Annotated in this window: 12 protein-coding genes; 2 read left to right on the top strand and 10 right to left on the bottom strand. The window is 63.4% G+C overall.

Translation table 11 applies throughout. From position 1 onward, the window contains the following. Positions 1-25 precede the first annotated feature (25 nt). The 6 genes from panB to ACRHIG_RS06125 form a co-directional block, all read right to left on the bottom strand. A complete protein-coding gene (panB, locus tag ACRHIG_RS06100; protein WP_175445216.1) occupies positions 26-901 on the bottom strand; it encodes a 3-methyl-2-oxobutanoate hydroxymethyltransferase in 876 nt (291 codons plus the stop codon). 109 nt (positions 902-1,010) lie between these two features. Continuing rightward, positions 1,011-1,487, bottom strand: a complete 477-nt coding sequence (gene folK, locus ACRHIG_RS06105; protein ID WP_489629659.1) for a 2-amino-4-hydroxy-6-hydroxymethyldihydropteridine diphosphokinase — start codon at positions 1,485-1,487, stop codon at positions 1,011-1,013. Next, a complete protein-coding gene (pcnB, locus tag ACRHIG_RS06110) occupies positions 1,487-2,857 on the bottom strand; it encodes a polynucleotide adenylyltransferase PcnB (protein WP_475417510.1) in 1,371 nt (456 codons plus the stop codon). The genes folK and pcnB overlap by 1 nt, the downstream gene beginning before the upstream one ends. After that, positions 2,850-3,521, bottom strand: coding sequence for a histidinol-phosphatase (locus tag ACRHIG_RS06115; RefSeq protein ID WP_489630752.1), 672 nt, complete (start codon positions 3,519-3,521; stop codon positions 2,850-2,852). The genes pcnB and ACRHIG_RS06115 overlap by 8 nt, the downstream gene beginning before the upstream one ends. Beyond that, positions 3,521-4,189: a DnaA regulatory inactivator Hda gene (gene hda / locus ACRHIG_RS06120; protein ID WP_058048421.1), complete on the bottom strand. Its 669-nt coding sequence runs from the start codon at positions 4,187-4,189 to the stop codon at positions 3,521-3,523. The genes ACRHIG_RS06115 and hda overlap by 1 nt, the downstream gene beginning before the upstream one ends. Before the next feature lie 76 nt (positions 4,190-4,265). Next, a complete protein-coding gene (locus tag ACRHIG_RS06125; protein WP_489629660.1) occupies positions 4,266-5,348 on the bottom strand; it encodes an AI-2E family transporter in 1,083 nt (360 codons plus the stop codon). 188 nt (positions 5,349-5,536) lie between these two features. On the opposite strand from ACRHIG_RS06125, the gene purM reads away from it, so the two are divergent. Further along, entirely contained in the window at positions 5,537-6,580 is a 1,044-nt protein-coding gene (gene purM / locus ACRHIG_RS06130; protein WP_092796783.1) for a phosphoribosylformylglycinamidine cyclo-ligase, read from the top strand. Positions 6,581-6,651: 71 nt separating this feature from the next. Here purM and ACRHIG_RS06135 read toward each other — a convergent pair whose 3' ends face one another. After that, a complete protein-coding gene (locus ACRHIG_RS06135; protein ID WP_489630753.1) occupies positions 6,652-7,929 on the bottom strand; it encodes an MFS transporter in 1,278 nt (425 codons plus the stop codon). A 172-nt stretch (positions 7,930-8,101) separates the two neighbouring features. Next, on the bottom strand, positions 8,102-9,718 hold the full coding sequence (locus ACRHIG_RS06140; RefSeq protein WP_489629661.1) for a GMC family oxidoreductase: 1,617 nt from the start codon (positions 9,716-9,718) through the stop codon (positions 8,102-8,104). 167 nt (positions 9,719-9,885) lie between these two features. On the opposite strand from ACRHIG_RS06140, the gene ACRHIG_RS06145 reads away from it, so the two are divergent. After that, the gene (locus ACRHIG_RS06145) at positions 9,886-10,728 is read left to right on the top strand and encodes an IclR family transcriptional regulator (RefSeq protein ID WP_489629662.1); all 843 of its coding nucleotides are present in this window, start codon (positions 9,886-9,888) and stop codon (positions 10,726-10,728) included. On the opposite strand, the gene ACRHIG_RS06150 is transcribed toward ACRHIG_RS06145, so the two are convergent. Then, on the bottom strand, positions 10,725-11,939 hold the full coding sequence (locus ACRHIG_RS06150) for a 6-phosphofructokinase (RefSeq protein ID WP_489629663.1): 1,215 nt from the start codon (positions 11,937-11,939) through the stop codon (positions 10,725-10,727). The genes ACRHIG_RS06145 and ACRHIG_RS06150 overlap by 4 nt on opposite strands. Before the next feature lie 33 nt (positions 11,940-11,972). Continuing rightward, positions 11,973-13,877 carry an alpha/beta hydrolase family protein gene (locus ACRHIG_RS06155; protein ID WP_489629664.1) on the bottom strand — a complete coding sequence of 635 codons (1,905 nt, stop codon included), beginning with the start codon at positions 13,875-13,877 and terminating at the stop codon, positions 11,973-11,975. Positions 13,878-13,913 lie beyond the last annotated feature (36 nt).

Here is a 13,913-nt window from a genome sequence, read left to right on the forward strand (position 1 = left end):
CGACTTGGACGTAAAACAAACTACATCAGAAGCAGTGTTCCAGCGCCGGGAAGCTGCCATCCTTGACGGCTTTGACGTAGCCGGTGACGGCGTCGTCGATGCTGGCCGCGCCTTCCATGAAGTTGCGCACGAAGCGCGCCTTGCGGCCTGGGAACACGCCCAGCATGTCGTGCATGACGAGGACCTGGCCCGAGCAGTCGGGACCGGCGCCGATGCCGATGGTGGGAATCGTCAGCATGTCGGTCACTTCCTTGCCCAGCTGCGACGGCATGGCTTCCATCAGCACGATGGCGGCGCCCGCGTTTTGCAGCACCAGCGCGTCGTTCTTCAGTTCGGCGGCGCTTTCCGTGCTCTTGCCCTGCACCTTATAACCGCCCAGCTGGTGCACGAATTGCGGCGTCAGGCCGATGTGGGCGCAGATGGGGATGCCGCGCTCGGTGAGGAAACGGACGGTCTCGGCCAGCCAGGCGCCGCCTTCGATCTTGATCATGTGCGCGCCCGCCTGCATCAGGATGACGGCGTTGGCGTAAGCCGTTTCAGGCGTGCCGTACGCGCCGAACGGCAGGTCGGACAGGATCATGGCCGACTTGCTGCCGCGCGCGACGGACGCCGTGTGGTAGGCCAGTTCGGCCACGGTGACGGGCAGGGTGGAGTTCAGGCCGTTGCAGACCATGCCGAGCGAATCGCCGATCAGCAGGATCTCCACGCCGCAGCGGTCCATCAGGGACGCGAAGCTGGCGTCATAGCAGGTCAGCATGGAGATCTTTTCACCGGCGGCGCGCAACGTGGCCAGCGTGTGGATGGTCACGGCCTTGTTGGCGACAGGCTTGGATGGCGCCGGCGCCGGTGTGGCGGCCTTGTCTTTTGCGGCCAGATCTGTTCCTTGCAAATAAGCGGACATAGGTATTCTCTAGAGTGAAAGGGGGTGATGCTATTGCGACGCCGCTAGTGTAGTACTTTATAGGACGGCGTGCAGGGGCGGCATTGTAGTGTATGTCTGGCGCGGCGGCTCAGAGCTGGCTGATGGCCTGGTCCGCCACGCCCGCCAGATAGCCTTGCGCGGGGCCGCGTCCTGGCACGGCGATGTCGGGCGCCAGGGCCAGCAGCGGCACCAGCACGAAGGCGCGCTCCGTCAGGCGCGGATGGGGCACCGTCAGTGTGGCGCTGGCGATCTGCTCATCGCCGTACAGCAGCAAGTCCAGGTCCAGGGTGCGCGGGGCGTTGCGGTAAGGCCGTTCGCGCCCGTGCGCCGCCTCGATGGCGTGCAGGGCCAGCATCAGTTCCTCTGCCGGCAGGGTGGTCGTGATGCGCGCCACGGCGTTGATGTAGTCGTCGCCGCTGGAATCGATGGGCGCCGTGCGGTAGCTGGCCGAGGCATCCAGCAAGCTGGCGCCGGGCAGGCGCGCCAGGCGCGCGATCGCATCCTGCACATTCGCGCGCGCGTCGCCCAGGTTCGCCCCGATGCCGATGTAAGCAATCACTGACATTATTCGCCGTTGGTGCTGCCGGTGGTGGTGCCGCCACCCGTTTTGCTGCGCGTGCTGCGGCGTGGCGGACGCTTCTTCTTGACGGCGCCCGGTGCTGCATTCGCGCTGACGAGCAGCGCTTCGCGCGTTTCCTCGTCGCCTTCATAGAAGGCCGTCCACCATTCGCCGATGTCCATGTCGATCTCGCCCGAGGCGCAGCGCAGCAGCAGGAAGTCGTAGCCGGCGCGGAAGCGCAGGTGTTCGAGCAATTTGTACGGCGCTTTGCCGACGCGGCGCTCGAAGCGGGGCTGCATCGACCAGATGTCGCGCATGTCGGAGCCGATCTTGCGCTGCAGGGCCAGTTTTTCCGTTTGCGAGTCGAGCACGTCGTCGGCCGCCAGGTGCAGCGCGGGGATGGTCGATTCGCCGGCGGCGCGGTAGGCCGTCCATTTTTCCAGCACCTGGTGCCACAGCAGCGAGGCAAACAAAAAGCCCGGCGAGACGGTCTTGCCGGCGGCGATGCGCTGGTCCGTGGCGTCCAGCGCCAGGGTGACGAACTTCGCGCCCAGCGGCTGCTCCAGCACCACGTCGAGCAGCGGCAGCAGGCCGTGATGCAAGCCTTCCTTGCGCAGCTGCTGCAGGCAGGCCAGCGCATGGCCGCTCATCAGGAGCTTGAGCATCTCGTCGAACACGCGCGGCGCCGGCACGTTGTTGATCAGCGGCGCCATGACGGGAATCGGCGCGGCCGTGTGCGGCTCGATGGTGAATTTCAGCTTGGCGGCGAAGCGCACCACGCGCAGCATGCGCACGGGGTCTTCGCGGTAGCGTTCTTCCGGCTTGCCGATCATGCGCAGGGTCTTGGCGCGGATGTCTTCCACACCGCCGTGGTAATCGAGCACTTCCTGCGTGGCCGGGTTGTAGTACATGGCGTTGATGGTGAAGTCGCGGCGCAGCGCGTCTTCGTGCTGCAAACCGAAGGTGTTGTCGCGCAGGACGCGGCCATGTTCATCCTTGGGCGCGGAATCGGCGCCGGCGCCGCGGAAGGTCGTCACTTCCAGCAGATCCTGGCCGAACATCACGTGCACGATCTGGAAGCGCTTGCCGATGATGAAGGCGCGGCGGAACAATCGCTTCACCTGTTCCGGCGTGGCGTTGGTGGCGATGTCGAAGTCCTTGGGTTTCACGCCCAGCAGCAGGTCGCGCACGGCGCCGCCGACGACGAAGGCCTCGAAGCCCGCTTCCTGCAGGCTGCTGGTGACGCGGATGGCATTCGACGACACCAGTTTCGGGTCGATTCCGTGTTGCGCGGGACCGAGCACGATGGGGGCCGTGGTGTCGCGCGCTGCCTCTTTTTTAACGCCGAGGATCTTGCGGATGAATTTTTTAATCATTGAATAAGTGGAGTGATGGCCAGCCGTGGAGGGATGCGTGTGCGCTCAAAGCGGTGTTGGGGTTGGTCGCGACCGGGTGGGTCACGACCGACAGCAGGGGAATGTCGTTGTGCGAATCGCTGTAAAAATAGCTGCGCTCGAACTGCCCCAGTTCCTTGCCCATCTTTTCCAGCCAGGCGTGGGTGTGGGTCAGCTTGCCCGCGCCCAGGGTCGGCGTGCCTACCAGCTTGCCCGTGACATTGCCTTCATCGTCATATTCGGGCATGGCGGCCAGCAGGTGCTCGACGCCCAGTGCATCGGCGATGGGTTTGGTGATGAAATGGTTGGTGGCCGTGACGATGGCCAGCAGGTCGCCCGCGTCCTGGTGCTGCTTGATCAGCGCCACGACTTCCGGGCGGATGGCCGGCAAGACTACTTCGGCCATGAATTGGCGGTGTAGCGCTTCCAGGCGTTCGCGCGGGAATTGCGCCAGGGTGCCGAGCGAGAATTCCAGGTACTCCACTGGATCGAGCGTGCCGGCCTGGTATTGCGCGAAAAATTCGTCGTTGCGGCGGGTGAATTCGGCGGCGTCCACGGCACCGATGCGTACCAGGAATTCGCCCCACTCGTGATCCGAGTCGATGGGCAGCAGGGTGTGGTCGAGGTCAAACAGGGCCAGATTCATCATTCTTTCGCTTCCGCCTGCAGCAACTCGCGCAATAATGGCAAGGTGATCGGGCGTTGGGTTTCAAGGGAGTAGAGGTCGAGAGAGTCCAGCATCGTCGACAGCGAACGCATGTCGCGCCGGAAATGGGACAGCAGATAGGGTAACACGCCGGGCGACAAGGTCAAGCCGCGGGTGGTGGCCGCCTGGGTCAGGGCGGCGATTTTTTCATCGTCCGTCAAGCCGTGGATCTGGTAGATCAGGCCCCAGCCCATACGCGTGCGCAAGTCTTCGCGCACGGGCAGCACGGCCGGCGGCACTGCGCCGCTGCACACCATGAAGGCTTTGTTGGCGCGGATTTCATTGAACAGGGCAAAGGCGTCGATCTGCGCCAGCGGCGACAGTTTTTCGCAGTCGTCGAGCAGGTACAGGTCCACGTCAGGCGAATACACGAATTCGGACTCGATCGAGAACGGCGAAATGTAGCGCGCGCGCTCGGTGCTGGCCAGGGCCTTGAGCAGGTGGCTCTTGCCGGCGGCCAGTTCGCCCCACAGGTAGGCAAAATGTTCGCGCGATGTGCGCGCGGCGAACTGGCGCATCAGCTGCGCCACTTCGGCATTCTGTCCCACCTCGAAGGTATCGAGGCTGTGCGCCTGGTCTGTGCCTAAATCGAGCACCAGTTGTTTCATGGCGTACGCCTTGTCCTGTTTTTCATTACTGCATGTGCATCGTGGTGTTGCTAGGTTGATATGATATCCGCTTTTACTAGGTATTATAGAAGCTGCTGGTGAGGTAGTGGCGTCTTAGATGCTTAAAAGCGACCATCAGGACGGCAGAAGCGGGTAAAGCGAGCAAAACGCCGACGAAACCGAACAATTGTCCGAACGCTAATAAGGCAAAGATCACGGCCAGCGGGTTCAGGCCGATGCGCTCGCCCACCAGGCGCGGCGTGAGGAAAAAGCCCTCGATGACCTGGCCGCAGCCATAGATGACGGCCACGGCGATGACGCCGCTCCAGTCGGCAAACTGCAGCAGGGCGGCGATCAGCGCCAGCATCAGGCCCAGGCCGAAGCCCAGGTAGGGGATGAACACGAGCAAGCCCGTGATGATGCCCACGGGCAATGCCACTTCAAAACCGGCGATGGCCAGCGCCACCGAGTAATAGGTGGCCAGCACCAGCATGACGAGCAACTGGCCGCGCAGGTATTGCGCCAGCAGGGTATCGACTTCCTGCGCCATGCCCACCGTGCGGCCGACCCAGCGGCGCGGCACGGCGCCGGCGATGCGCGCCAGCATGGGATGCCAGTCCAGCAACAGATAGAACAGCACCACGGGAATGAGCACCACGGTGGCCAGCCAGCCCAGCACGGCCGTGCCGCCGATACGGGCCGAGGCGAGTACCGTGCTCCAGATTTCATCGCCGCTGGTGGCCATCTGCTGGCTCAGCATGCGCTTGATGCCGGTGCCGTCCAGGCGCACGCGGATGCCCAGGTCGCGCAGTTTCGGCGCCAGGAACTCGTTCGCCTTGCTCAGGAATTGCGGAATTTGCGCCTGCAGCAAGGGGATTTCCTTTTGCAACACAGGCACGACGATCAGCACCAGCGCCGTAATGGCGAGGAAAAACAACACTACGACGACCAGCACGGCCAGCGGACGGGGCAAATAAAAGCGCTGGTAATGCAGGCGCTGCAAGCGGTCGACGCCGGGATTGAGCACGTAGGCGAGGATGGCGGCGGCCAGGAAGGGCGTCAGGATGGGGCCCAGGCTGACGAGCAGCAGCAAGAATGCCAGCCAGACCGCGATCCAAAATGCTGTTTGCTTCTGTTCGGCGGTGATGGCGAATGGCATGGAGTTTGTGCTGTTGCGTTAAAAAAAGGCAGTTAATTACGAAATGGCGGGGCAGTTTGATAAAATAGCGACTTGATCGACCGAATTCACCCGCTGGCGTCCTGCCGCACGATGTTGAAGAACATGCTTGCGCGCGCGTGCCGGCGGGTATCCGCCTTCTATTTTACCGCCTCCGCTGCCACCACACCATGAACCAGACTTCTAATGTTTCCCTTTCCTACCGTGACGCTGGCGTCGATATCGACGCAGGCGATGCTTTAGTCGAAGCAATCAAGCCGTTTGCCAAGCGCACCCTGCGCGAAGGCGTGATGGGCGGCCTGGGCGGTTTTGGCGCCATGTTTGAAATCAGCAAGAAGTACAAGGAACCGGTGCTGGTCTCGGGCACCGACGGCGTGGGCACGAAATTGCGCCTGGCGTTCGAACTGAACCGCCATGACACGGTCGGCATCGACCTCGTCGCCATGAGCGTCAACGATATCCTGGTGCAAGGCGCCGAGCCGCTGTTCTTCCTCGACTATTTTGCCTGCGGCAAACTGGACGTGGCGATTGCCACCGACGTCATCAAGGGCATCGCCCAGGGTTGCGAACAGGCCGGTTGCGCGCTGATCGGCGGCGAAACGGCGGAAATGCCGAGCATGTACCCGGCCGGCGAATACGACTTGGCAGGTTTTGCCGTCGGCGCCGTGGAAAAATCGAAAATCATCGACGGCACCAAGATCGCCCCGGGCGACGTGGTGCTGGGCCTGGCCTCGTCGGGCGTGCACTCGAACGGTTACTCGCTGGTGCGCAAGATCATCGAAGTGGCGAAGCCGGACCTGGAAGGCGACTTCCATGGCCGTAAGCTGGCCGACGTGCTGATGCAGCCGACGCGCATCTACGTCAAGCCATTGCTGGCGCTGATGGATGCCATGGAGGTGAAGGGCATGGTGCACATCACCGGTGGCGGCCTGGTGGAAAACATCCCGCGCGTGCTGCAGCCTGGCCTGGTGGCCGAACTGGACTCGAAGGCATGGACCATGCCGCCGCTGTTCACGTGGCTGCAACAGCACGGCGGCGTGGCTGACGCCGAGATGCACCGCGTCTTCAACTGCGGCATCGGCATGACCGTCATCGTCTCGCAGGAAAACGCCGACGCGGCCATCGCGCAATTGCAAGCGGCCGGCGAAACCGTCTCGCGCATCGGCACCATCCGCGCCCGCGTGGGCGACGAGCATCAAACAGTTGTTATCTAAGCTGTAGCTTGAACAAACAAGGCAGGCGCTCGCAAGAGGCCTGCCTTTTTTGCGCCGCGATATCTTACCGCTTACCGCGCGTGCGCCGGTTTCATGCGGCCGTCCGGCTGCGAGCCTCCTTTCCCGATCATGGCCACGCTGACGGCCGAGACGAGGGAGGCGAACAGGATGTAGCCGACGATGTGCCATGGCTCGCCATTGCCCGTTTTCAGCAGGTAGGTGGCGATGATGGGCGTCAGGCCGCTGGCGAAGATGCCGGAGAACTGGTACACGAAGGAGATGCCCGTGTAGCGCACCTTGGCGTCGAACAGGTCGCAGAACAGGGCCGCTTCCGGGCCGTACACGGCCGAATACAGTACGCCCAGCGGGATGATCACGGAACACCACAGCAGCAGCGGATTGTCGGCGTGGTGCAGCATGATCCAGAAGGCGGGGATGGCCGACACGCCCGTGATCAAGGAGCCCCAGAAAAACACCTTGCTGCGGCCGATGCGGTCCGACAGGCGGCCGAAGAAGGGGATGCAGAAGCACATCACGACGGCCGACGCCATCACGCCCATCAGCGCTTCCGTGCGGTCTATCTTGATGGTGTTGGTCAGATAGGTGATGGAAAACACGCCGAAGATATTGAAGAACACGCCGTCGATATAGCGCGCGCCCATGCCTTTTAATACATTGCCCGGATAGCGCTTCAGCAGGTCGAAGAATGGAATCTGCGTCTCCGCGTTCTTTTCCTTGATGGCCTGGAACTCCGGCGTTTCCATCACGTTCAGGCGTATCCACATGCCGATGAAGACGAGAGCAGCCGACAGGATGAAGGCCACGCGCCAGCCCCACGAGAGGAATTGCGCATCCGTCAGGCTGTACGACAGGATCGCCACTACGCCCGACGCGAGGCACAGGCCGATGGCCAGGCCGATCTGCGGCAGGCTGGCGTAGAAGCCGCGGTCCTTTGGCGGCGCATATTCATACGCCATCAGCACGGCGCCGCCCCATTCGCCGCCAAGGCCGATGCCTTGCAGCACGCGCAGGAACAGCAGCAATCCCGGCGCCCAGTAGCCGATGTGGTCATAGGTCGGCAGCACGCCGATCAGGAAAGTGGAGATGCCCATGATCATCAGGGTCATCACCAGCATGCTCTTGCGGCCGATCTTGTCGCCGAAGTGGCCGAAGATCACGCCGCCGATGGGGCGCGACAGAAAGCCCACGGCGAAGGTGCCGTAGGCCAGCATGGTCGAGACGAGCGGATCGCCGCCCGGGAAATACAGTTTGCTGAACACGATGCCGGCCACGACGCCGTATAAAAAGAAGTCGTACCACTCGATGGTGGCGCCGATCACGCTGGCCATCACGACTTTCCGCAGCTCTTGGGCTTTTTTCGGATTGTTGGGATTGTTGTCCATATCTAGTCTCCAATCGATATCGATTATGTGTTTGATGCCTGGCTTGTCGCCGGGTCATTGGAGGCGGGGCCGCCTGCCCGCCGCTGACATCCTCCTTGCCGGAAATGGAATGGGTGGGTCAGGCCGCCTGCGGCAGCCGCACGGCGTCCGCCAGGATCATGTCGGCCGCTTTTTCGGCGATCATGATGGTGGGCGCGTTCGTATTGCCCGAGACGATTTCCGGCATGATCGACGCATCGACCACGCGCAGGTTCTGCATGCCGTGCACGCGCAGGCGGTCGTCGACGACTGCCATGGCGTCGTGGCCCATCTTGCAGGTGCCGCTCGGGTGGTAGATCGACTGGCTGAAACGCCGTGCCGCTTCCAGCAGCTGCGCATCCGTCTCGAACTGCGGACCGGGCACGAACTCTGAAATGATGTGCGGCGCCAGCGACGGCGCGGCGGCGATCCTGCGCGCCACGCGCAGGGCGGCAATGGCCGTCCGCTGGTCGCGCGGGTCGGACAGATAATTGGGATAAATGCCCGGATAGGCGAGGGGATCGGCGGACTTGATCGATACGTGGCCGCGGCTGTGCGGGCGCAGCTGGCACACGGACGACGTGAAGGCGGAAAACGGATGCGCGCCTTCGCCCGGCTTGTCGGCGCTCAGCGGCTGCATGTGGAACTGGATGTCGGGCCGCTCCACCTCGGGCGAGGATCGGGTAAACACCGTCACCTGGCTGGCCGCCAGGGTGAGAGGGCCGGAGCGGGAAAACACATATTGCATGCCCACCCACAGCTTGCCCCATAGGCTGTTGACTTCATCGTTCAGGGTTTTCAGCCGCGTCTTGAAGACGAGGCGGATCTGCAGATGGTCTTGCAGGTTCTGTCCCACGCCGGGCAAGTCGTGCACGAGCGGCACGCCCACTTCCTCGAGCAGGGTGCGCGGACCCACGCCCGAGCATTGCAGGATGTGCGGCGAGCCGATGGCGCCCGCGCATAAAATCACTTCGCCGCTGGCGCGCGCCTGGCGCAGCTGGCCATCCTGCCGGAACTCGATGCCGACGGCGCGCTTTCCTTCGAACAGCACGCGCGTGATCTGCGCGCGCACTTCCACGCGCAGGTTGGCGCGCTTGCGGGCGGGCCGCAAAAAGGCTTTCGCTGTACTCCAGCGCAGGCCCTTGCTGGCCGTCTGCTGGAAGTAGCCGACGCCTTCCTGCGTGGCGCCGTTGTAATCGGCATTGAAGGGGATGCCGCTTTCCGTGGCGCCGGCAATGAAGTGTTCGGCGATGGGGCGGCGCAGGCGCAGGTCCGACACCTTCAACGGGCCGCCCACGCCGTGGTAGTCGCTGGCGCCGCGTTCCTGGTCTTCCGATTTTTTAAAATAGGGCAGCACCTCGGCATAGCTCCAGCCTGCGTTGCCCAGTTCGGCCCAGCGGTCGTAATCCTCTTTCTGTCCGCGCACGTACAGCAAGCCGTTGAGCGAGCTGGAGCCGCCCAGGACCTTGCCGCGCGGCCATTGCAACTGGCGTCCGGCGATGCCGGCATCCGCTTCCGTGCGGTAGCACCAGTCCAGCTTCGGGTCGTGCATGGTCTTGAAATAGCCGACCGGCACGTGTATCCAGGGATTGTTGTCCTTGCCGCCCGCTTCCAGCAGCAATACCCGGTGGTTGCTGTCGTGCGACAGGCGGTTGGCCAGCACGCAGCCGGCGGAACCGGCGCCGACGACGATGTAATCGTAGTGTGTTTGCAACATGGTGCTTGTCTCCTGCGTTGCGGTATCGCACCGCCTCGGCGGGCGTTTTTTGCGATACACTGGTCTTTATTGATTATTTTTGGAACGTCTGGTTCCATTTATAAAAGACGTGCTGCACCGGGACAAGCGGAAACCGCCGCATACGCGAGAGGTGAAACAGAACATGCATGATGCGTTTCAAAAACGGCCGGCCGAGGCCGAAGAAGACAGCCCGGCGGGGGGCGGTAACTGCCAGCCCGGCGGCCAGCCATGGCGACGAGGCGCGCGGCTTGCGCGTGCTGCGCCTGATCGAGCACCTGGCCAGCGCCAGCCAGCCCTTGACCCTGTCGCAGCTGGCCGCGCGCATGCAAGTGCCCAAGGCCAGCATGATGCGGCTGCTCGATACGCTGGAGCAACACGGCTATGTGCTGCGCACGCCCGTGGGGCGCGGCTATGTGCCGGGCGCAGCGTCCACCAACCTGGCGCTGGCCACCCTGCGCAACAATGCCCTGATCCGCGTGAGCCGCAGCATCCTGGGCAGCCTGGTGGCGGCCACGGGCGAGACGTGCAACTTGGCCATTCCCGAGGGCAATGCGATCGTCTACGTGGACCGCGTGGAAACGCAGGAACCGCTGCGCCTGCACCTGGTGCTGGGCACGCGCGCGCCCATGCATTGCACGGCGAGTGGCAAATTATTCCTTGCGCATATGTCCTTGCTGGAGCGGCGCGCCTTGCTGGCCATGCTGAGCCTGCAGGCACGCACGCCGAAAAGCATCACGGATCCCGTGCTGCTCGAGCGCGAGATCGTGCGCATCGCCCGCCTGGGCATCGGCATCGACGACGAGGAATTCGTGCACGGCATGGTGGCCGTGGCCGTGCCCATCTGTGCCGCCGACGGGCGCATCGTGGCCGCCGTGGCCTGCCACGCGCCTGTGGCGAGAAAGTCCGTGGAGCAGCTGATGCAGCACGTGCCGCAGTTAAAAGAAGCGGCCGTCAAGCTGCGGCCGCTGCTGCTGGCGGAGTCCAGCTAGGGTTTCAAGACCTTCGCCACCTTGGCGGCCCGCAGGCGGAACGCATCGGGCATGCCCGAGCCCAGCAGCGGGCGCAGATACAGCCGGAAAGCATCGGTCACGTCCGTGCCGCTGGCGCTGATGAACTCGTCTTCCATGGTGCGCGTCTTGCCCGCCACCTCGGTCAGCGGCAGCAACTCGTAGTCGACGGAATAAAAGCCCGTGCGCTTGATGGCGACGGAACCGTCGCGGTCGCCCCACATGGCGAACTGCACCGCCTTTTCGCCCACTTCGCGGGCTTCGCGCTGGTCGACGTCGGAGACGCAGCCGATGAAGGAACGCTGCAGATAGCCGAAGGTATCGCCGCGCACGCGCTTGATGCCGAGCTTGGCCTTGATTTCGTCGCACAGCAGGTCGGCCAGCGCGCCCGTGCCCGACAATTGCACGTTGCCATGCGCATCGCGCTCCACTTCCTTGGCGAGCAGGCTGGCGATCGGCTCGCCCGACGCGTCGTGGATGCCTTCCGAGACGGCGATCACGCAGCGGCCGTACTTCGCATAGGTGGCCTTCACGTCGGCGAGGAATTGCTCCAAGACAAAGACGCGCTCGGGCAGGTAGATCAGGTGCGGGCCATCGTCGGGGAACTTCTTGCCCAGCGCCGAGGCAGCCGTCAGAAAGCCCGCGTGGCGTCCCATCACCACGCCCACGTACACGCCGGGCAAGGCCGCGTTGTCCAGGTTGGCGCCGGCGAACGCTTGCGCGACGAAGCGCGCGGCCGAGGGAAAACCGGGCGTGTGGTCGCTGCCCACCAGGTCGTTGTCGATGGTTTTCGGGATGTGGATGCAGCGCAGCGGATAGCCGGCCTTGTGCGCTTCCTCGCTGACGATGCGCACCGTGTCGGACGAGTCGTTGCCGCCGATGTAAAAGAAGTGCTCGATCTCGTGCGCGCGCAGTACTTCGAAGATTTGCTGGCAGTAGGCGATGTCGGGCTTGTCGCGCGTGGAACCGAGCGCAGAGGACGGCGTGGCGGCCACCAGTTCCAGGTTGTGGCTGGTTTCCTGCGTCAGGTCGACGAACTCTTCATTGATGATGCCACGCACGCCGTGCAGGGCGCCGTACACGCGCGTGACGTGCTGAAAACGCCGCGATTCGAGCACCACGCCCACCAGCGACTGGTTGATGACGGCGGTGGGGCCGCCTCCCTGGGCAACAAGAATTTTTCCAGACGGCATGGGATCTCCTCGTAAGTAAAACGGCCCTCCAGCCTACTCCTTTTTTAGCGGGACGCTGTCTTTTCCGATATTTCTGTCAAGGAATTTCTCCACGCGCTGCCAGAAGTCCACGCGCGTGGCCGCCAAGTCCCAACGGTCACCCTCTTCGGCATACAGCTGCCAGTCGACGCGTGGATTGCTCAGCTTGAGCTTGTCGCGGAACTGCGTGCCCTGGTATGTGGGAACGTTGCTGCTGGCCCCTCCGTAGGCCAGCAGCAGGGGCTGCGTCAATTTTTCGGCCTGGTACATGGGAGAGCTGGCCTTGAGCTGGGCGGCATCGTGCACAGGATCGCCTATGCGTTGCGGCATGGAGTATTGTCTTTCCTGCTCGCCCATCCGGTGACCAACGCTCCAGTGTTGCGTGAACATTTGCGGCAAGTCGGTGATGCCGCTCCAGCTGACGCCACAGTGGAACAGGTCGCTATTCTTGATCAATCCCATCAGGGCTGCGTAACCGCCATAGGCGCCGCCGCCGACGATGCAGATGCGTTGTGGATCGGCAATGCCTTGCGCGATGGCCCAGCGCACGCCGTCGGCCAGGTCATCCTGCATGGCCAGGCCCCATTGTTTCCAGCCCGCCCGAAGGAACTGGTCGCCGCGCCCACCGCTGCCGCGAAATTCGGGTTGTAGCACGGCGTAGCCGCGCGAGGCGAGGAATTGCCGCTCGCTCATCCATTGCCACAGGCTGCCACGTCCTCCTGGCACGCTGCGCACGAGCAGCACCATCGGCAATTTCTTCCCGCCGCCCTTGGGCAAGGTCAGCCAGGTGGGAATCTCCATGCCGTCGCGCGCGCGATAGGTCATCAAGTCGGTTTGCGCCATGTACCGCGCATCGATGGCGGGACGGGCATCGCCGATTTTCTGTAATTGACGAGTTTGCTTGTTGTACAGCAAGTAGGCGCTGGGCTGGCGGTCCGAATACGCCGTCACGATGAGCTGCGGGCTATCCGCCCTGGCGCTGCGTGAGACCAGGTTGATGGTCGCCGGCAATTGTGTGTCGATGTCTTGCTGCACGGCCTTCCAGTCGGCGCTGAACCATTCGGTGGTGGTGGCATCATTGGTGTAGTAGACGCCCAGCAGGCGTTTCTGGTCCGCGAGGATGCCGCCGTCGAAATCGTAGCCGGCCAGCGTGACCAGCGGCTTGCCCGTGACGCGGCCAGCCGTCAGGTCGTAGGCATACAGGGCGCGCTTGTCGGCACCGTTGCGGCTGCTGACATACAGGGTGCCGTCGGGTCCGAATTCCACGGGCGTGATGGCACCGGGTCCGTTGTCATAGATATCCTGGCTGGCGACGGCGCGCCAGCGCTGATCGTCCTGCTCAAGGTAGTAAAACGTCTTGCGCCCGTCCTCGACGACCATTGCCAGGCGCGGCCTGCCCTGCTGATCCAGCAGCCAGTGGCGCACGCCTTTGGCTGGCGGCATCACCTTTTCCCATTGTTGGGTGGTGGTGTCGAGGCGCAGCAAGTCGAATTGTCCGACCTCTGCCGTATTCTCATTACGTTCCTTGAGCACAACGGCTTTCTGGACATAGATGACATCGGAAGCCTGGGCGCCGGGCTGGTCCAGCAGATATACGGAGGGAGGCAACTTCCTGGACGCAAAGCGCGGGTCGTCCGCTGCCCCATCCATGGAGGCCAATTGGCGGTAATTGCCGCCATCGCGGTCGACGACGAACATGCCCGGCGCATATTTGCGCTGGCCGTCTGCCGCGTGCGAGTCGGTGGTATCGAATACCAGCCGCTTTGCATTGACCCATGCCACTTTATCAATATCGCGGTCGCTGAAGTTGGCAACGACCTTGACCTCCTGGCTCGCCACATCGAGCACGGCCAAACGCCGGCGCCGGTTGTCGCCCATCAGCAAGATGGCCACCGCCCGTCCGTCAGGCGACAGTGCCACGTTGCTGATCTGATCTTTATCAAAGAAAGCGGCGGT

Source organism: Janthinobacterium sp. C22, from assembly GCF_057919405.1.